Genomic DNA, 19036 nt, shown 5'->3' on the forward strand with positions numbered 1-19036 from the left:
TTTGCGCCGGCTTTGCGAAATTGGGCAAGACAGTTGCCTCCACAGGTAAAGCGCAGGCCTGAAGAACTGCGCGGTCGTGGTGGGAGTCGGCTTGCCGGCGATGGGCTGCAGAGCAGCCCCTTTACTGCTGAGCGAAACGCATCTCACGCGTTTGCCCCATCAACAATGGTGCATTCGCCTCGGTCACCCCACGAATGTAATCCCACAACAGGGTAATGCGCTTGAGCTTGCGCAAATCCTCCCGGCAATACATCCAGAACTGTCGCGTCACCTCGATCTGCTCAGGTAACACCGTGACCAGGCGCGCATCCTGCGCCGCCAGAAAACACGGCAAGATCGCCAACCCTCGCCCCTGCAACGCCGCCGTGTACTGTGCGATCACACTGGTACTGCGTAGGTGCGCGCTGGCGTTGGGAATCAGATTGGCCAGGTACAGCAGCTCGGAGCTGAACGCCAGGTCATCCACATAGCTGATGAACGGATGGCCAACCAGGTCGCTGACCTGGTCGATCGGCGCATGGTTGTCCAGATAATCCTGGGTCGCATACAGCCGCAGCCGGTAGTCGCACAGCTTGCAGCACACATACGGCCCATGCTCGGGCCGCTCCAAGGCGATGACGATGTCCGCCTCGCGCTTGGACAGGCTGATGAAATGCGGCAGCGGCAGGATATCCACCGATATCGCCGGGTAGGCATCGACGAAATGGCTCAACTGCGGGGTGACGAAAAAGCTGCCGAAGCCTTCCGTACAGCCCATGCGCACATGGCCCGACAACGCCACGCCTGAACCGGACACCTGTTCGCAGGCCATGTGCAGCGTGCTTTCGATCGACTCCGCATAACCGAGCAAGCGCTGCCCCTCGGCGGTCAGAACAAAGCCATTGGTCCGGGATTTCTCGAAAAGAAGGGTACCCAGCGCACCTTCCAGCGAAGTGATGCGCCGCGACACCGTGGTGTAGTCGACGCTCAGGCGTTTGGCCGCGCTGCTGGCCTTGCGGGTGCGTGCCACTTCGAGGAAGAACTTCAAATCGTCCCAGTTCAGCGAACTGAGGGAGGTCAGGTCTTTTTGCATGTTGATCCGGTTTTTTTGTGCGTTCTTGTTGGATGTTTGCACATCTATACTCGAAAAAAGCCCCATGACGCCACCTCGCGTTTGCACGGCGCTGGCGATCTCGTCCTGACAATAATTCCAAGGAGAACGCAGATGAACGCACCCCAATCCCCCGACCAAACCAAGGTCGAGCAGGTCAAGCTGCTGATCGACGGCCAGTGGGTCGAGTCCAAGACCACCGAATGGCGCGACATCGTCAACCCGGCCACCCAGCAGGTGCTGGCGCGGGTGCCGTTCGCCACCGTCGAAGAAGTGGATGCCGCCGTGGCGGCTGCCGAGCGCGCCTTCAAGACCTGGCGCGACACCCCGATCGGCGCACGCATGCGCATCATGCTCAAACTGCAGGCGTTGATCCGCGAACACAGCAAGCGCATTGCCCTGACCCTGAGCGCCGAGCAGGGCAAAACCATTGCCGATGCCGAAGGTGATATTTTCCGAGGCCTGGAAGTGGTCGAGCACGCCGCCTCCATCGGCACCTTGCAGATGGGCGAGTTCGCCGAAAACGTCGCCGGGGGCGTCGACACCTACACGCTGCGCCAACCCATCGGCGTGTGCGCCGGCATCACCCCGTTCAACTTCCCGGCGATGATCCCCCTGTGGATGTTCCCCATGGCCATCGTCTGCGGTAACACCTTCGTGCTCAAACCGTCCGAGCAGGACCCGCTGTCGACCATGATGCTGGTCGAGCTGGCGCTGGAAGCCGGGGTGCCGGCCGGTGTGCTGAACGTGGTCCACGGCGGCAAGCAGGTAGTGGATGCGATCTGCACGCACAAGGATATCAAGGCGATCTCCTTCGTCGGGTCCACTGAAGTCGGCACCCATGTGTACAACCTGGGCAGCCAGCACGGCAAGCGCGTGCAGTCGATGATGGGGGCCAAGAACCACGCCGTGGTCCTGCCCGATGCCAACCGTACCCAGACCATCAACGCCTTGGTCGGTGCCGCCTTCGGCGCCGCTGGCCAGCGCTGCATGGCCACCTCGGTGGCGGTGCTGGTGGGCAAGGCACGTGAATGGCTGCCGGATATCAAGGAGGCGGCAAGCAAGCTCAAGGTCAACGCCGGCAGCGAGCCGGGCACCGATGTCGGCCCGGTGGTTTCCAAGCGTGCCAAGGAGCGTGTGCTGGGCCTGATCGAAAGCGGGATCAAGGAAGGCGCCAAGCTGGAACTCGATGGCCGCGATGTGACGGTCCCGGGTTACGAGCAAGGCAATTTCGTCGGCCCGACCCTGTTCTCCGGTGTGACAACCGATATGCAGGTCTACACCCAGGAAATCTTCGGCCCGGTTCTGGTGACCCTGGCAGTCGACACCCTCGACGAAGCCATCGCCCTGGTCAACGCCAACCCGTTCGGCAACGGCACAGGCCTGTTCACCCAGAGCGGCGCGGCGGCGCGCAAGTTCCAGAGCGAAATCGACATCGGCCAGGTCGGTATCAATATCCCGATCCCGGTACCCGTGCCGTTCTTCAGCTTCACCGGGTCGCGTGGCTCCAAGCTCGGTGACCTCGGCCCATACGGCAAGCAGGTGGTGCAGTTCTACTCGCAGACCAAGACCGTCACCGCCCGCTGGTTCGATGACGACAGCGTCAATGACGGTGTGAACACCACCATCAGCCTGCGCTAAGGAGATCGCCATGCGTATCGCATTCATCGGCCTGGGCAACATGGGCGCCCCCATGGCCCGCAACTTGATCAAGGCCGGGCACCAGCTGAACCTGTTCGACCTGAACAAGACCGTACTGGCCGAGCTCGCCGAACTGGGCGGGCAGGTCAGCGCCTCGCCCAAGGAAGCGGCAGCCAACAGCGAGCTGGTGATCACCATGCTGCCGGCTGCAGCCCATGTGCGCAGTGTCTACCTGAACGAAGACGGCGTGCTGGCGGGCGTGCGCCCGGGCACACCGACCGTGGACTGCAGCACCATCGACCCGCAGACGGCGCGCGAGGTGTGCAAGGCCGCTGCGGCCAAAGGTGTGGACATGGGCGATGCGCCGGTTTCCGGCGGCACTGGCGGCGCGGCGGCAGGCACCTTGACGTTCATGGTCGGTGCCAGCGCAGCGCTTTTTGCCACGCTCAAGCCGGTACTGGAACAGATGGGCCGCAACATCGTGCACTGCGGTGAGGTCGGCACCGGGCAGATTGCCAAGGTCTGCAACAACCTGCTGCTGGGCATCTCGATGATCGGCGTAGCTGAGGCCATGGCGCTGGGCAATGCGCTGGGGATCGACACCAAGGTACTGGCCGGCATCATCAACAGCTCGACCGGGCGTTGCTGGAGTTCCGATACCTACAACCCCTGGCCGGGCATCATCGAAACCGCCCCGGCATCCCGCGGCTATACCGGTGGCTTTGGTGCCGAGCTGATGCTCAAGGACCTGGGGCTGGCGACCGAAGCCGCGCGCCAGGTGCACCAACCAGTCATTCTCGGAGCTGTGGCCCAGCAGCTGTATCAGGCGATGAGCCTACGCGGCGAGGGTGGCAAAGATTTCTCGGCGATCGTCGAGGGCTACCGCAAGAAGGATTGACAGCGAGGTGGACTTCATCGCGGGCCGGCCGGCCTTCCCTCTGTAACTGCGCACCAGAGGACAGGTTGCCGGTTCCGCGATTTTTCCCAAGCTGCTGCGACATCTGAATTATACAGATGCCGCAATGAACTGGCGGATCGTGAGGTCAGGTCATAAGTAGTGAGATGTTGCAAGGGCGGTAAAGAGAATTATGTGTAATGCCCAGAGAGTTACAAGTAATACTTTAGTTCGCTTTGGAAATGCTTCGATTTCCTGCCGTTCAATTAGATGGGTCTTTGTGAATAGTGACGGTAGGGCAAGTGCTGTTGAGATAGCGCCGGTGCGCATTAGTTTTCCAAGTAATCCGGCGCGATGGTAAGTTTCTTTGTTTTTTTTGATGTACAGGCTGTTGGGGAACATGGATTCAAAGTGTTCAGTGCGTCGTGAGGCAATGAAGCACTGGACTGTCAGTGCAATGATGATCAGATTGATAATTATGGCGGCGATAAAGCCATGATCGAAATTCTTCACTTTGAAAACTCCCGATATAGGAACTCACCGTAGCGCTCACCACGCTCCTCTCCAATCTTACCTCCAATCGTTGCCCCAGCGCCTCCGATCACTGCTGCACATAGCAGCCCTCCTGCACCCGCTGTCGAAACCCCGATCGCGACGCATAAAGCTGGCGCTAAAATTGTTCCAGCAACATACCCCCCGGCGGCGCCTCCTGCGATCCCCCCGACTAGTGAGCTTCCTTCAACATACTTCGCTCTCTTGCAATCTTCTTCACGCCCCAGCGTACAAGCCTTGTGAATCTCCAGCCCTGTTCCTGCGACTTCTAGAGCCACACCAAGGTAGGCACCTTTTTTTATCAAGTTGGATGCTTTGGCTACGGCTGCGACCTTGGTGGCATAGCCTGCAATCTCGCCCGTGTGCAAGTAACTCTTCGTGGATATCCCTAGCGTCCTTTTGATTGAACTCTGGTTTCTAAGGCCGGAACCGTATGCAGCTAACTTGTTTAATTGCTCACTCAGCTTGATGAATAAAACCGAACGCTTGACATAGAACTGATCGCGAGCTGTTATCGTCCCTGACCCGAGATACTGCTGATGCAGCTTCTCAATATCCATCAAGGTGGCCTCGATGGCTTTGAGGTGCTTGCTCCACCCTTCACTGACAACGCCAGCGCCCACGGATGCATGCGCGATGAGGCTCTTCAAGGTCTCGAAGTTATCTAGGAAAAAATTATCCACACCCTGGCCGTTGCGCATCAGTCCTATGTGCACAACGGCGGCCTGCTTCATCAACCAGGCTTCCTGGCTGGTACAGGAAGCGGTCGTGGGATCGCCGATGATCACCAGTTCACCGCTACGGACCACTGTATCGGCAATATGAGCGTTGAGCACATCGAACTTTTCCAGCGAATGACCGGTTAATCGAAGGTCTGTTTTGAGCCGGTGATAGTTTTGCAACTTAAAATTGAGAAACGCTCGGGCTTCTGACACAGTGCTGCCCTCACGCGTACTTTTTGTTACCGATACGGTCCCAACCTCCAGCGATATTGCCGCCGCCGGCGCCATCAAGCCGCCGCTGCTGAGTGTATGTGGTCTTGATGCGACCGTAATTGAGCTGCACCACTTCCAGCGGTACACCCGCGTCAACGCACTGCGAATATTCGGCGATAATAACTTCTTCTAGAATGATTTCGTAATATTTTAGTTTTTCGCCTCCGGCGCGACAGAGCGCCAGCTTCACTTCCTTGAGGTGTTGCCCGGTACAACTGGCCTCCATCAGTTTGCAACTGGCACTGTCAAGATATTTCCTAAAGGTGAAGTTGGTCACGGTGGTGCGCCCAGATGTAGCGCCCCCAGCGGAGCTCGCAGTGGCGGATGTGCTTTGACTGACGCCAAAGTCGTAACCGATTACTTCAATCCATTTTTTGTATTGTTCGTCCAGGGCTTCACCTGGAATGGTGTCGATCTGAATGTATGCATCAAAAGCCATCGTTACCGCTCCCTGGCAATTATTTTTACTGGGTAATGTCGCCCGTCGATATGGGCCATGAATGGAGCCTAGGCCGGCAAAAAAACGAGCGCAATACATTATGGGAGGCAACGATGCGTTTCAGAAAAGGACTACAAAGATGGAAGGTAGGCTGAGCGTATATGTCAGAGGATGTAACTGTGGCCCTGTGGGGGGGCGAGTTGTCCACAGGGCCGGAGTAACAGATCAGGCGAAAACGAAATACTTACGTACCGTCTCGACCACTTCCCAGGTCCCTTTCATGCCCGGTTCGATCACGAACACATCACCGGCCTTCAGGTGTTTGGGCGCTTCACCTTCCGGGGTGACGATGCAGTAACCCTCAAGAAAGTGGCAGAACTCCCACTTCTCGTAGTTGACCTCGAACTTGCCCGGCGTGCAGATCCAGGTGCCCATGATCTTGCTGCCGTCGGCCGACAGGTAAGCATTGAGGTTGACGGTGTGCGGATCGCCGCCGATGCGCTTCCACTTGGTAGCGTCCACGACCGGTGTCGGGCAAGTTTCGCGCAGGACGGTGATGAAATCGGACATGGCACAACTCCTGGTGACTGGCTGAATGACTCGACACCATAGGGCCATTGGCCGAGCCGCAGTTGCCTGGGCTCGACGTTCAGGTGCCTGACTGCGCTATGTGCATGCACGTGGGTAAGCGCGCTCAGGGCTTGGCCAGCCGCTCGACCAACCCGGCCGCATAGCCTGGCAACCCCGCAAAATCCCGTGCGCACAGCAGCAATCGGCGATTCGCCCAGTCCTCGCGCAGCGCCACCCAGTGCAGCGGCAACACGCCTTCCCAGCGCCTCACTGCCGCCAATGGCACCACGCCAACCCCGGCGCCACCTGCAACCATGCGGATCACACCGTCAAAGCCTTCGGCGCGCACCCGTACGTGCATGCGCCGCCCTTCGCGCAGGGCCTGCTCCTCCAGATACAACGCCAGGGCGCTGTTCGCACCGAGCCCGACATGCCCGTGGGCAAGGCTGCCGATGAAGCTTGGGGCAGGCTCCGAGCTGAGCGGGTGAGCAAGCGGGGTGATCAGTACCAGCGGGTCGTCGCGAAACGGCAGGGTTTGCAGGTGCGTGCTGGGCGCAGCGGTGGAGATGATGCCCACATCGGCCATGCCTTGGCTGATCGACTGCACGATCCTCAGGCTCGGCATTTCCTGCACGTCGACGCTCACACCAGGGTTATCGGCCAGATACCCGGCCAACTGCTCCGGCAGGTATTCGGTCAGCGCCGCTGTGTTGCACAGCAGGCGCACCTGGCCCTGCTGCCCCTGAGCGTACTGGCCCAGGTCGAACTGCAGGCGTTCGACCTGCTGGCCGATCAGCCGAGCATGCTGAAGCAGCGCCTGGCCCGCTGGGGTCGGCTGTACACCGCGGCGGTTGCGTTCCAGCAACGCAGTGCCGAGCGAGGCTTCCATGGCGCGGATTCGCGCACTGGCAGCCGGCAGCGACAGGTGGCTGTGGCGGGCCCCGGCGGTGATGTTGCCGCACTCCAGGGTGTGCCGAAATAGCGTGAGATCAATCAGGTCGAAATGCATCAGCCTCTGTCCTGGTGAGAGTCAGGCTGAGTATATGGCAGATTTTCAGCAGCCCCGTTGCACGCCATGATGGTGGTCATGAATGACCTGATCGCTTTCTATCAACATATCGGGCCGGCTCTGTCCCTGCTGGTAATCATGACGTTCCTGCTGGCGGGCGCGGTGAAAGGGGTGATCGGCCTGGGCCTGCCGACCATCGCGATGGGGCTTTTAGGCCTGGCTATGCCTCCGGCGCAGGCTGCCGCGTTGCTGATCGTGCCATCGACTATCACCAACCTTTGGCAGCTGGCGGCGGGAGGCCACCTGCCGGCGTTGCTGCGGCGTCTCGGGCCGATGCTCGCGATGATTTTTATGGGGACGCTGCTTGGTAGTGCCTGGCTGGGGATCGACAGTGGCCCATGGGCGGCGCATGCGTTGGGCGCGGCGCTGCTGGTGTACGCCTTGTATGGCCTGATCGGGCCTGGACTGCGGCTGGCGGCAGGCAGAGAAGGGTGGCTTGGGCCGTTGTGCGGGATGGTGACCGGCATCGTGAGCGCCGCCACGGGTGTGTTCGTGATACCCGCAGTGCCTTACCTGCAGAGCCTTGGCCTGAGCCGCGACGAAATGATCCAGGCATTGGGCCTGTCGTTCACCGTCTCGACCCTGGCGCTGGCCCTGGGCCTGGCTGGCCAAGACGCCTTGGGTGGCCAGGCAATGGGGGCTTCATTGCTGATGCTGGCACCCGCGCTCCTGGGCATGCTGGTTGGCCAGTGGCTGCGCCAGCGCATCAGCGCCGTACTGTTCAAACGGTGCTTCTTCATCGGCCTGGCCGCGCTGGGCGGCCACCTGCTGATCAACGGCTAGCGGAGGACGCGCTGAGCATTTCTATCAGCTGGATATCGAAGTCACACTCAAGATACTCCATACGTTTTTCGAAGAACTCGACCATGTGCGGCAACGCCGAATGCACATCCAGCGCCGCTTTGTTGGCCCATACCTCGAAGAATACGAACAGGCTTGGGTCTTCCTTGTCGCGCAGCATGTGGTATTCGATGCAGCCAGGCTCATTGCGGCTCGGTTCAACGTAGGCGCGGAACAGGGTTTCGAATGCTTCGGCCATTTCCGGACGGGTCTTTGCCTTGAGAATGAAGGCGTACTGCTCGCTCATTGATCACAACTCATTGATGATGGGGTGAAGCGATATTAAGGCAATAATGAGCTTTGGATTCGTGACTTATGGTCAATTGTATTTTGCCCCGCTCACCCTGTATCCCATGCCCCTTGATCGCTAATCTGCCGGCCATTGATTCTTGACGCGAGGTCAGCATGAAAAAGATTCTCCTGCTCAATGGCGGTAAACAGTTCGCCCACTCTGAAGGTCGCCTCAACCAGACGCTGCACGAGGCTGCCCTCGCTCATCTCGACCGAGCCGGTTTTGACGTGCAGCAAACCTTCATCGACGCCGGCTACGACGTGCAGGCCGAAGTCGAGAAATTCCTCTGGGCCGATGTGGTGATCTACCAGATGCCGGGCTGGTGGATGGGCGCACCCTGGACCGTCAAGAAATACATCGACGAAGTCTTCACTGCAGGCCACGGCAGCCTCTACGCCAACGATGGCCGGACCCGCTCGGATGCTTCGCAGAAGTACGGTAGCGGTGGCCTGGTGCAGGGCAAGCAGTACATGCTGTCGCTGACCTGGAACGCACCGCAGCAGGCCTTCGACGACCCGAGCGATTTCTTCGAGGGCAAAGGGGTGGATGCGGTGTATTTCCCGTTCCACAAGGCCAATCAGTTCCTCGGCATGACCGGCTTGCCAACCTATCTGGCAGTCGATGTGATGAAGCGCCCGGATGTGCCGGCTGCGTTGGCAGCTTACGAGGCGCATCTGAATGCCGTGTTCGGCGTCGCTCAGTGAGGTAGGGCCGCTTCGCGCCCCAATCGCCGGCAAGCCGGCTCCCACCTGGATTGCGGCAACTTTTAGAAATTGAGCAAGACAGTTGCTTCCACAGGTAAAGCCCAGGCCTGAAGCACAGCGCGGTCGGGGTGGGAGCCGGCTTGCCGGCGACTGGGCGCGAAGCGGCCCCTTGCACAGGCGCCGATCACCCGCTATCAATCACGGCCTATCCATTGTGTGGTCAATCCTGTGAAAACCCGATCCGAAGAACTCCAGGTATTCGTCGCCGTCATCGACTGCGGTTCGATTTCCGCTGCCGCCGAGCAACTGGGCCAGACGCCTTCGGCGGTCAGCCGCACCTTGGCGCGCCTGGAGGCAAAGCTGGGCACTACGCTGGTCAATCGCACCACCCGGCGCATGGACCTGACCGAAGAAGGGCGCTTTTTCCTCGAGCGTTCTCGGCTGGTGCTCCAGCAAATGGACGACATGGAAGAGCGCCTGTCGATGAACCGCCAGACACCTTCCGGGCGCTTGCGCATCAATGCCGCAGCGCCGTTCATGCTGCATGCGATCCTGCCCTGGATCGGCGAATTTCGCAGCCAGTACCCCGATATCGAGCTGGAATTGAACACCGATGACCTGATCATCGACCTGTTGGAGCAGAGTACCGACGTCGCGATCCGCATCGGTGAGTTGGCCGACTCCAGCCTGCACGCCCGTTCGCTGGGCTGCAGCCCGGTGCAAATCCTTGCAAGTCCGGCTTACCTGCAGCGACACGGTACACCGCAGCATGTCGAAGACCTGAACCATCACTGCCTGCTCGGTTTCAGCCAGCCCGAGTCACTCAACCAGTGGCCGCTGCGCCATGCCCAAGGCGACCGTTGGCCGATTCGCCCGGCGCTGCTCGCCTCCAGCGGCGAGACCCTGCGCCAGTTGGCGCTGGCCGGGGAGGGTATCGTCAGCCTCTCGCACTTCATGACCCACGAGGACATCCGCGCCGGCCGACTGCAGGTTATTCTGAGCGCTGCCACCAACGGCTACCGCCAGCCTATCCACGCTGTTTATTACCGCAACACGCAACTGGCCCTGCGCATCCAGTGCTTCCTCGACTTCATCCAGCGCAAACTGGCGATGTACGCCTGCTGAGTTGCCTGAACGCGACAAATCCTGTCCATTGGCGGCGAAACTTCCTACAGGTGATTGCACAGTCGACAGGCTTCGGCCTTACTGGGTGATCAACAAAAACAACACCAAGGAAGTGTCATGCGTATTGTCCTGTTCCAGTCCATGGCTCTCGGCGCGGCGATCTTGAGCTGTTCATCGGCCTATGCGGTCACCCTGGAGGGTGGCGCGGTGGCCGCCCCTGATCAATATGGCGCACAGGTGGCCGCCGACATCCTGAAAAAGGGCGGCAACGCGGTGGATGCGGCAGTAGCCACCGCCTTCACCCTGGCGGTGACCTACCCAGAGGCCGGCAACATCGGTGGCGGTGGTTTCATGACCCTGTTCGTCGATGGCAAGCCGTACTTCCTCGACTACCGAGAAGTGGCGCCCAAGGCCGCGACCCGCAACATGTACCTGGACGAAAAAGGCGAGGTCATCGAGAACCTCAGCTTGGTCGGCGTGCGCGCAGCCGGCGTGCCTGGCACGGTAATGGGCCTGTGGGAAGCGCACAAGAAATTCGGCAAGCTGCCCTGGAGCGAGCTGCTGACCCCCGCCATCGGCTATGCGAAAAACGGCTTCAAGATTGCCGAAAAGCAGTATCAGTACCGCAACGACGCCCAGGGCCTGTTCAAGACCGCGACCAACTTCAACGACTATTTCGGCACCATGAAGGTCGGCGAGCTGTTCAAACAGCCAGAAATGGCCCAGACCCTTGAACGTATTGCCGACAAAGGCGTGAGCGAGTTTTATCAAGGCAAGACCGCTGATCTGCTGGTGGCGCAGATGCGGGCCGACAAAGGCCTGATCACCAAAGAAGACCTCAAGGACTACAAGGCCGTCTGGCGTGAGCCCATGGCCCTGAGCTGGCGCGGCAACGTGGTTTACACCGCGCCACCGCCAAGCTCCGGCGGCGTCGCCCTGGCCCAGTTGCTGGGCATCAAGGAAGACCGTGCGGCCGACTTCAAAGGCGTGGCACACAACTCGGCGCAATACATTCACCTGCTGGCTGAGATCGAGAAGCGTGTGTTCGCCGACCGCGCCGACTACCTGGGCGACCCGGCCTTCACCAAGGTGCCGGTCGACCAGCTGATCGCCAAGGACTACCTGGCCAAGCGCGCCGCGCAGGTCAACGCCAAGGCCATCTCCGCCACCGAGGATGTCAAGCCGGGGCTTGAGCCGCACCAGACCACGCACTTCTCGATCGTCGACAAACAGGGCAACGCGGTCAGCAATACCTATACCCTCAACCTCGACTACGGCAGTGGTGTGGTGGTCAAGGGCGCGGGCTTCCTGCTCAACGACGAAATGGACGACTTCAGCGCCAAGCCAGGCGCAGCCAATGCCTTCGGTGTGGTGGGCGGTGATGCCAACGCCATCGAGCCGGGCAAGCGCATGCTGTCGTCCATGAGCCCCAGCCTGATGACCCGCGATGGCAAGGTCGAACTGGTGATCGGTACACCGGGCGGCTCGCGGATCTTCACTTCGATCTTCCAGGTGATGAACAACCTGTACGACTACGGCATGCCCCTGGACAAGGCCGTCGCGGCGCAGCGGGTGCACCACCAGTTGCTGCCCAAGGACACCATCTACTTCGACAGCTATGCACCGCTTACCGGCCCGGTGGCCGATGAGCTGAAGAAGATGGGTTATGTGCTCGAGGATCAGGGCTGGGAGATGGGGGATATCCAGGCGATCCGCGTCAACGGGGCGAAGCTTGAGACGGCTTCGGATCCGCGTGGGCGCGGGGTGGGGATGGTCGTTAAATAACCGGCTGCCAGCTCTGCCAGTATCGCGGGCAAGCCGGCTCCCATCGCTATCGAGGGAGCCGGCTTGGCGGCAAGGGGCCGCCAAGCGTGCCTCAACAGGCTAAGGTCAGACCCGGAACTGGCTGACCAGCGTCTGCAGGTGCCCACCCAGGCGTGCCAGCTCGACACTGGACGCCGCCGTCTCGTCACTGGCCGCTGCGGTCTGCTCCGACACATCGCGCACATTCAGAATGCTGCGGCTGATCTCCTCAGCCACCGCGCTCTGCTGCTCGGCTGCTGCGGCAATCTGCTGGTTCATCGACTGGATGCTCGACACCGTGCTGGTGATGTTTTCCAGCGAAGTGCCGGCCTTGCGCGCCAGCTCGACACTGCTGTCGGTCAGGGTGCGGCTGCCTTGCATGGCGTTGGCCACTTGCTGGGTACCGTGTTGCAGGCCTGCCACCAATTCTTCGATCTCTTCGGTGGATTTCTGCGTGCGCTGGGCCAAACCACGCACTTCGTCGGCGACCACGGCAAAACCACGCCCTGCCTCACCGGCACGGGCCGCTTCGATGGCTGCGTTGAGCGCCAGCAGGTTGGTCTGTTCGGCTACCGACTTGATCACATCCATGACGCTGCCGATCTTCTGGCTTTCCTGCTGCAGCAGGTTCATGGCTTCGGTGGAGCGGTGCACTTCCTCGGCTAGGCGTTCGATCTGGCTGATCGCTTCGCCAACCACGCGATCACCTGCGCGTGCTTCGTTGTCGGCACCGGTGGCTGCGTGGGAAGCCTGTTCGGCATTGCGCGCGACTTCCTGAACGGTCGCGGCCATTTCGTGCATGGCGGTAGCGACCTGGTCGGTTTCGACCTTCTGGCTGTTTGCGCCGGCGCTGGTCTGCTCGGTGACCGCCGACAGTTCCTCAGCGGCGCTGGCGATCTGTGTGACACCGTCGCGGATGCCGGTGATGAGCTCGCGCAGGGTGGTGCCCATGCGGGCGATGCCCTGTTGCAGCACGCCGATCTCGTCGCGGCGGGTAACCCTTAGGTCGTGGGTGAGGTCGCCACCGGCGATGCGCTCCACCGCTTGCAATGTGTCGTGCAGCGGCCGGGTGATCTGGCGCGTGATCAGCACCGCTGCCAGCACACCGACCAGCAAGGCCAGCAACGTGGCGATGGTCTGCAGGCTGCGTGCCTGGGCGCTCTCGGCGTCGCGGCGGTCGATCTGGATCTTGTACAGCGCATCGCTGCGCTTGACGATGTCGCCGCCTTGCACGGTCATCTCGGCACGGGCGGTGGTGATTTCGGCGACTGCAGCGCGGAACTGGCGCACGGCTTCACGGTAGGTCTGTATCGATTGCTCCAACTGCTGCACCCGCGTGGCTTCGGCGGGCAGCTGACGCTTCAGGGTGTCGATCTCGGCAAGGGCCGCCTCCAGCTGGCGCAGGGCGGCTTGTTCGTTGGCCGCAGAGTTGTCGGCAATGTAACCGCGCACATCCACCCGCACTTGCAGCAGTTGCTGGCGCGCCTTACTGATCAGTTGGTATTGAGCCAGGCGCACGCTATCGGCCTCGGGACGGCCCATGACCTCCTCGCCCAGCAGCTCCATGGCCTCGTCGGCCTTGGCTGCCGATACGTTCATCGCGTCACGTGCAGCCAGCGAGCCTTTGTAGCCTGCACGCATCTTGTTCAGCGAGACTTCGTACTCGCTGATGGTCTGGCCGAGCTCTTTGAGCAGCTTGACGTTTTCCGGGCTCTTGAAAGTACTGACCAGGTATTGCTGCTGTTTGCTGAAGGCATCCAGCTTGGCCTGGGTGTTCGCTGCTGCAGCATCGTCGCCATTGGCGATCATGTACTGCAAGCGCGCGACGCGCAGGTCGGTCAGGTCTTTGTTGAGCTTGCCGATGTCGCCCATCCAGTTGCTGCGGTCGATGAGGCTGCCCAGGCTGGTCCAGCCGGTGAGGGCCAGCAGGCCGGTGAGGACCAGCACCAGGCCGAAGCCCAGGCCGAGTTTGAGGTTGACGCTGATGTTGGCAAACCAGCTGTTCATGCACGCTCTCCAGAAATGATTTCGCTCACTTGATCAATTGTCGATCGCTAGGCGTTGTTGTTCTGGATGCCCGCTGAATCGTGCAGGGGTTATCGGCAAATGGCGGGGAAGCTGAAACGCTTTTTCGACTCAATTGCGACACCGCGCACGGCAGCTGGCATGCCATGCGCAGGGGGGCCTCGAAACGTCAAAGGTTGGGCGCACTGAACGTGTCGCAGCTGTTCACGTCGCCTTGGGCAAACCCGGCCTTGAACCACCGCACCCGCTGCGCCGAGGTCCCATGGGTAAAGGAGTCCGGGACCACGCGCCCCTGGCCTTTTTGCTGCAGCCGGTCATCACCGATGGCATTGGCTGCATTCAGCGCTTCCTCGACATCCCCCGGCTCAAGCCAGTTCAGCCGTTGCTGCGCCTGGTATGCCCATACCCCGGCCAGGCAGTCGGCCTGCAACTCCTGGCGCACCAGCAAGCCATTTTCACCCTCCAGGCGCTGGCCTGCGCGGCGCGCCGCATCGACCTTGGCCGACACGCCAAGCAACGTCTGCACGTGGTGGCCGATCTCGTGGGCGATCACGTAGGCCTGAGCGAAGTCGCCGGCAGCGGCGAAGCGGGTTTCCATTTCACGGAAGAACGACATGTCCAGGTACACCCTTTGGTCAGCAGGGCAGTAGAACGGCCCCACCGCCGCTGAAGCGAAGCCGCAGGCGGAATTGACCTGGCCGCTGAACAGTACCAGCTTGGGCTCGCGATACTGCTTGCCAGCCTGGGAGAACAACGCCTTCCAGGTGTCTTCGGTGTCGCCCAGGATCGACGCGACGAACTGGGCCTGCTCGTCGTTGGCCGCTGGGGCCTTGTTGCCCACGCTGCTTGGAGCCTGCTGCTGTTCCATTTGCCCGGTGAGCTGACCGAGGATCTGCAGCGGGTCCTGGCCAGTGAGCCAGCCGATGCCGACGATCAGAAGGATGGCCCCGAGCCCGAGGCCCTTGCCACCGCCAAAGCGCATGCCACCACCGCCGCCACCTTGGCCACGGGCATCGACCACGTTGTCGCTACGACGGCCTTTTCGCCATTCCATGAAGTGCACTCCAGAGCGTGAAACATGAAGACATAGGTTAGTTCACGCCAGCCAAAGGTACTAATGCATAACCATTTGGTTAAGTAACGGTGGGCGGAATTCAATATTCATCTGCTTCGACCTATCCGAAACTGCAAGTCCGCCTGCGAACCACAGGTGTTTTGATAACTCCAAGAGAGGAAAACGGCATGCCCGCCCAGGACAACAGCCGCTTCGTGATCCGTGATCGCAACTGGCACCCCAAGGCCCTGACGCCCGACTACAAGACTTCTGTTGCCCGCTCGCCGCGCCAGGCATTGGTCAGCATTCCGCAGTCGATCAGCGAAACCACCGGCCCGGATTTCACCCACCTGGGCTTCGGCGCCCACGACCATGACCTGCTGCTCAACTTCAACAACGGTGGCCTGCCGATTGGTGAGCGCATCATCGTTGCCGGCCGCGTCGTCGACCAATACGGCAAGCCAGTGCCCAATACCTTGGTAGAAATGTGGCAAGCCAACGCCGGTGGCCGTTATCGCCACAAGAACGATCGCTACCTGGCCCCGCTGGACCCGAATTTCGGTGGCGTCGGCCGCTGCCTGACCGACAGTGATGGCTACTACAGCTTCCGCACCATCAAGCCCGGCCCCTACCCATGGCGCAACGGCCCGAACGACTGGCGCCCGGCGCACATCCACTTCGGTATCAGCGGCCCGTCGATCGCCACCAAGCTGATCACCCAGCTGTACTTCGAGGGCGACCCGCTGATCCCGATGTGCCCGATCGTCAAGTCGATCGCCAACCCTGAAGCGGTGCAGCAACTGATCGCCAAGCTCGACATGAGTAACGCCAACCCCATGGATTGCCTGGCGTACCGCTTCGACATCGTGCTGCGCGGCCAGCGCAAGACCCACTTCGAAAACTGCTGAGGACCCCGCCATGCCAATCGAACTGCTGCCGGAAACCCCCTCGCAGACCGCCGGCCCCTACGTACACATCGGCCTGGCCCTGGAAGCGGCCGGTAACCCCACCCGTGACCAGGAAATCTGGAACCGCATGGCCAAGCCAGAGGCGCCGGGTGAACACATCCTGTTGATCGGCCATGTGTACGACGGCAACGGCCACTTGATCCGCGATTCATTCCTTGAACTCTGGCAAGCCGATGCCAATGGCCAGTACCAGGATGACTACAACCTGGAAAACGCCTTCAACAGCTTCGGTCGCACCGCCACCACCTTCGATGCCGGTGAGTGGACCGTCCAGACCGTCAAACCGGGGGTGGTGAACAACGCTGCCGGTGTGCCGATGGCCCCGCACATCAACATCAGCCTGTTTGCCCGCGGCATCAACATCCACTTGCACACGCGGCTGTACTTCGAGGATGAGGCCGAGGCGAACGCCAAGTGCCCGGTGCTCAACCTGATCGAGCAGCCGCAGCGCCGTGAAACCTTGATTGCCAAGCGTTGCGAGGTGGACGGCAAGACGGCATATCGCTTCGATATCCGTGTTCAGGGGGAAGGGGAGACGGTCTTCTTCGACTTCTGATACAACTGGGGCCGCAAAGCGGCCCCAATTTCCGCCAATCAGCGTCGAACCAGCAATACCCCACTTTCCATGTGGTGGGTATACGGGAACTGGTCAAACAGCGCACAGCGTTCGATGCGGTGCGTGTCCTGCAACTGCTCGATGTTGGCCGCCAGCGTTTCCGGGTTGCACGAGATGTACAGAATCCGTTCGAAGCGCCGCGTCAGCTCGCACGTATCCGGGTCCATACCCGCACGTGGTGGGTCGACGAACACCGTACCGAAGGCATAACGCGTCAGGTCGATCCCTTCCAGCCGGCGGAACGGGCGAACCTCATTCAGCGCTTGAGTCAGCTCTTCTGCCGATAGGCGCACCAGCCGCACGTTATCCACAGCGTTCTCTTCCAGGTTGCTCAGGGCGGCATTGACCGAGGTCTTGCTGATCTCGGTGGCCAGCACCTGGCGTACCCGGGTAGCCAGCGGCAGGGTGAAGTTGCCGTTGCCGCAGTACAGCTCCAGCAGGTCGTCATCGCGCTCGCCGAGGGCGTCGTAAGCCCAGCTCAGCATCTTCTGGTTAACCGCGCCGTTGGGCTGGGTGAAGGCGCCTTCGGGCTGGCGATAGCTGAACACGCGGCCAGCCACGTCGAGTTTTTCCACGGCGTAATCACGGCCGATGACCAGCCGCTTGCCTTTGGAGCGGCCGATCAGGCTCACGCCCAATTCTTCGGCCAGCTGCCGCGCTGCCACTTCCCAGGCCTCGTCCAGCGGGCGGTGGTAGCAGAGGGTGATCATCGCATCGCCGGCGAGGGTGGTGAGGAATTCCACCTGGAACAGACGATTGCTCAGTTCTTCACTGGCCTGCCAGGCCGCCTTGAGGCGTGGCATCAGTGCATTGATGCGCTCGCTGGCAATGGGGAAATCGTCGATCAGGATGGCCTTGTGCTTCTCGCCCGGGGCGAACATCGCATAATGGCGCTGGCCGTCCTCGCGCCACAGGCGGAACTCGGCACGCAAGCGATAATGCTCGCGCGGCGAGTCGAACACAGCGGGCTGCGGCGCACCGAAGGGGGCCAGCAGCTCGCGCAGGCGGGTAACCTTGGCCTGCAGTTGCGCGTCGTAGGCGCTTGGGTCGAAGACAGCACTCATGCGTTGAACCAGCCCAGCTTGATGACGAACAGGATGGAAAGGATCACCAGTGCCGGGTTCAGCTCGTGGCGGCGGCCGGAGATCAGTTTGACCGCAGTCCAGCAGATGAAACCGAAGGCGATGCCGTTGGCGATCGAGTAGGTCAGCGGCATGGCCAGGGCGGTGACCACTACCGGTGCGGCCTCGGTCACGTCGTCCCAGTTTATTTCCGCCAGGCCCGAAGCCATCAGCACGGCGACGAACAGCAGCGCCGGTGCGGTGGCGAAGGCCGGTACGCTACCGGCCAGCGGGGCGAAGAACAGCGCCAGCAGGAACAGCACGGCCACCACGATGGCGGTCAGGCCGGTGCGGCCACCGGCGCTCACGCCTGCCGCCGACTCGATGTAGCTGGTGGTCGTCGAGGTGCCCAGCAGCGAACCGGCCATGGCCGCGGTGCTGTCGGCGATCAGGGCACGGCCCATCTTCGGCATGTGGCCGTCCTTGCCCATCAGGCCGGCGCGTTTGGCCACGGCGATCAGGGTGCCCGAGTTGTCGAACAGGTCGACGAACAGGAACGCGAAGATCACGCTGACCAGGCCCACGTCCAGGGCCCCGGCGATATCCAGCTGCAGGAAGGTCGGTGCCAGCGACGGTGGCATCGACACGATACCGCCGAACGGTGTGACGCCCATCGCGATCGCCGCGACCGTCACTGCGAGAATGCCGATCAGCACCGCGCCGCGCACCTTGAGCGATTCAAGGCCCACAATCAGGAAGAAACCGAGCGTGGCAAGAATGACCGACGGCTGCTTGAGGTCACCCATGCCCACCAAGGTGGCCGGGTTATCGACGACGATGCCGGCGTTATGCAGGGCAATCAGCGCCAGAAACAGGCCAATGCCCGCAGCGATGGCCGAGCGCAGCGGCAGCGGGATGCTGTTCACGATCCACTCGCGAATGCGGAAGATCGACAGCAGGAAGAACATCACCGCCGAGAGGAACACTGCGCCCAGCGCCACCTGCCAGGTGTGGCCCATGTGCAGGACCACGGTGTAGGTGAAGAACGCGTTCAAGCCCATGCCTGGCGCCAAGGCGATCGGGTAGTTGGCAATCAGGCCCATGGTCGCCGAGCCGATGGCCGCAGCCAGGCAGGTGGCGACGAAGATCGCGCCCTTGTCCATGCCGGTTTCGCCGAGAATGCTCGGGTTGACGAACAGGATGTAGGCCATCGCCAGGAAGGTGGTGACGCCCGCAAGAATCTCGGTGCGCACGTTGGTGTTGTGTGCTTTTAGTTGAAACAGCCTTTCCAGCATGC

The 19036-nt window shown here is 61.3% G+C and carries 19 protein-coding genes; 8 read left to right on the plus strand and 11 right to left on the minus strand.

Annotated elements, in window-relative coordinates:
- Positions 1 to 121 precede the first annotated feature (121 nt).
- Positions 122 to 1072, minus strand: a complete 951-nt coding sequence (locus ABRP30_RS03750; protein ID WP_267820911.1) for a LysR family transcriptional regulator — start codon at positions 1070 to 1072, stop codon at positions 122 to 124.
- Between the two features lie 132 nt (positions 1073 to 1204).
- On the opposite strand from ABRP30_RS03750, the gene ABRP30_RS03755 reads away from it, so the two are divergent.
- Both ABRP30_RS03755 and mmsB read left to right on the plus strand, forming a co-directional pair.
- A complete protein-coding gene (locus tag ABRP30_RS03755; protein WP_349976390.1) occupies positions 1205 to 2731 on the plus strand; it encodes a CoA-acylating methylmalonate-semialdehyde dehydrogenase in 1527 nt (508 codons plus the stop codon).
- A 10-nt stretch (positions 2732 to 2741) separates the two neighbouring features.
- Positions 2742 to 3629: a 3-hydroxyisobutyrate dehydrogenase gene (gene mmsB / locus ABRP30_RS03760; protein ID WP_267820915.1), complete on the plus strand. Its 888-nt coding sequence runs from the start codon at positions 2742 to 2744 to the stop codon at positions 3627 to 3629.
- A gap of 150 nt (positions 3630 to 3779) precedes the next feature.
- Here mmsB and ABRP30_RS03765 read toward each other — a convergent pair whose 3' ends face one another.
- From ABRP30_RS03765 to ABRP30_RS03785, 5 genes are all read right to left on the minus strand, one after another.
- Positions 3780 to 4139, minus strand: coding sequence for a hypothetical protein (locus tag ABRP30_RS03765; protein ID WP_349976389.1), 360 nt, complete (start codon positions 4137 to 4139; stop codon positions 3780 to 3782).
- Positions 4136 to 5113, minus strand: coding sequence for a hypothetical protein (locus ABRP30_RS03770; protein WP_349976388.1), 978 nt, complete (start codon positions 5111 to 5113; stop codon positions 4136 to 4138). Before ABRP30_RS03770 ends, ABRP30_RS03765 begins: the two co-directional genes overlap by 4 nt.
- A gap of 10 nt (positions 5114 to 5123) precedes the next feature.
- Positions 5124 to 5612 (minus strand): type VI secretion system tube protein Hcp, encoded by a 489-nt coding sequence (locus ABRP30_RS03775; RefSeq protein WP_267820920.1) that lies wholly within the window; start codon positions 5610 to 5612, stop codon positions 5124 to 5126.
- A gap of 225 nt (positions 5613 to 5837) precedes the next feature.
- Positions 5838 to 6182: a cupin domain-containing protein gene (locus tag ABRP30_RS03780; RefSeq protein WP_241806530.1), complete on the minus strand. Its 345-nt coding sequence runs from the start codon at positions 6180 to 6182 to the stop codon at positions 5838 to 5840.
- 124 nt (positions 6183 to 6306) lie between these two features.
- Complete coding sequence (locus ABRP30_RS03785; RefSeq protein WP_349976387.1) at positions 6307 to 7191, minus strand: LysR family transcriptional regulator; 885 nt, start codon at positions 7189 to 7191, stop codon at positions 6307 to 6309.
- 78 nt (positions 7192 to 7269) lie between these two features.
- Here ABRP30_RS03785 and ABRP30_RS03790 point away from each other — a divergent pair, with 78 nt between their 5' ends.
- Positions 7270 to 8034 carry a sulfite exporter TauE/SafE family protein gene (locus ABRP30_RS03790; RefSeq protein ID WP_349976386.1) on the plus strand — a complete coding sequence of 255 codons (765 nt, stop codon included), beginning with the start codon at positions 7270 to 7272 and terminating at the stop codon, positions 8032 to 8034.
- Here ABRP30_RS03790 and ABRP30_RS03795 read toward each other — a convergent pair.
- Positions 8024 to 8338: a putative quinol monooxygenase gene (locus tag ABRP30_RS03795; protein ID WP_349976385.1), complete on the minus strand. Its 315-nt coding sequence runs from the start codon at positions 8336 to 8338 to the stop codon at positions 8024 to 8026. The two genes, ABRP30_RS03790 and ABRP30_RS03795, sit on opposite strands and share 11 nt — an antisense overlap.
- Before the next feature lie 158 nt (positions 8339 to 8496).
- Between ABRP30_RS03795 and ABRP30_RS03800 the strand changes: the two genes are divergently transcribed.
- The 3 genes from ABRP30_RS03800 to ggt all read left to right on the plus strand — a co-directional run bounded on the left by ABRP30_RS03800 (position 8497) and on the right by ggt (position 11997).
- A complete protein-coding gene (locus ABRP30_RS03800; protein WP_241806534.1) occupies positions 8497 to 9087 on the plus strand; it encodes an NAD(P)H-dependent oxidoreductase in 591 nt (196 codons plus the stop codon).
- Positions 9088 to 9315: 228 nt separating this feature from the next.
- Entirely contained in the window at positions 9316 to 10212 is an 897-nt protein-coding gene (locus tag ABRP30_RS03805; protein WP_267820929.1) for a LysR family transcriptional regulator, read from the plus strand.
- A 117-nt stretch (positions 10213 to 10329) separates the two neighbouring features.
- Positions 10330 to 11997: a gamma-glutamyltransferase gene (ggt, locus tag ABRP30_RS03810; RefSeq protein WP_349976384.1), complete on the plus strand. Its 1668-nt coding sequence runs from the start codon at positions 10330 to 10332 to the stop codon at positions 11995 to 11997.
- A gap of 105 nt (positions 11998 to 12102) precedes the next feature.
- On the opposite strand, the gene ABRP30_RS03815 is transcribed toward ggt, so the two are convergent.
- Both ABRP30_RS03815 and ABRP30_RS03820 read right to left on the minus strand, forming a co-directional pair.
- Positions 12103 to 14022 carry a methyl-accepting chemotaxis protein gene (locus ABRP30_RS03815; protein WP_349976383.1) on the minus strand — a complete coding sequence of 640 codons (1920 nt, stop codon included), beginning with the start codon at positions 14020 to 14022 and terminating at the stop codon, positions 12103 to 12105.
- Positions 14023 to 14209: 187 nt separating this feature from the next.
- A complete protein-coding gene (locus ABRP30_RS03820) occupies positions 14210 to 15094 on the minus strand; it encodes a neutral zinc metallopeptidase (RefSeq protein ID WP_267820933.1) in 885 nt (294 codons plus the stop codon).
- 188 nt (positions 15095 to 15282) lie between these two features.
- Here ABRP30_RS03820 and pcaH point away from each other — a divergent pair, with 188 nt between their 5' ends.
- Positions 15283 to 16002, plus strand: a complete 720-nt coding sequence (gene pcaH, locus ABRP30_RS03825) for a protocatechuate 3,4-dioxygenase subunit beta (protein ID WP_241806539.1) — start codon at positions 15283 to 15285, stop codon at positions 16000 to 16002.
- A gap of 10 nt (positions 16003 to 16012) precedes the next feature.
- Positions 16013 to 16618 carry a protocatechuate 3,4-dioxygenase subunit alpha gene (gene pcaG / locus ABRP30_RS03830; RefSeq protein WP_349976382.1) on the plus strand — a complete coding sequence of 202 codons (606 nt, stop codon included), beginning with the start codon at positions 16013 to 16015 and terminating at the stop codon, positions 16616 to 16618.
- A 38-nt stretch (positions 16619 to 16656) separates the two neighbouring features.
- Here pcaG and trmA read toward each other — a convergent pair whose 3' ends face one another.
- Together trmA and ABRP30_RS03840 are read right to left on the minus strand one after the other, a co-directional pair.
- Positions 16657 to 17742: a tRNA (uridine(54)-C5)-methyltransferase TrmA gene (gene trmA / locus ABRP30_RS03835; RefSeq protein ID WP_349976381.1), complete on the minus strand. Its 1086-nt coding sequence runs from the start codon at positions 17740 to 17742 to the stop codon at positions 16657 to 16659.
- Positions 17739 to 19034, minus strand: coding sequence for an NCS2 family permease (locus tag ABRP30_RS03840; RefSeq protein ID WP_241806542.1), 1296 nt, complete (start codon positions 19032 to 19034; stop codon positions 17739 to 17741). The genes trmA and ABRP30_RS03840 overlap by 4 nt, the downstream gene beginning before the upstream one ends.
- Positions 19035 to 19036 lie beyond the last annotated feature (2 nt).

Source organism: Pseudomonas sp. WHRI 8519, assembly GCF_040224055.2.
GTDB lineage: Bacteria > Pseudomonadota > Gammaproteobacteria > Pseudomonadales > Pseudomonadaceae > Aquipseudomonas > Aquipseudomonas putida_X.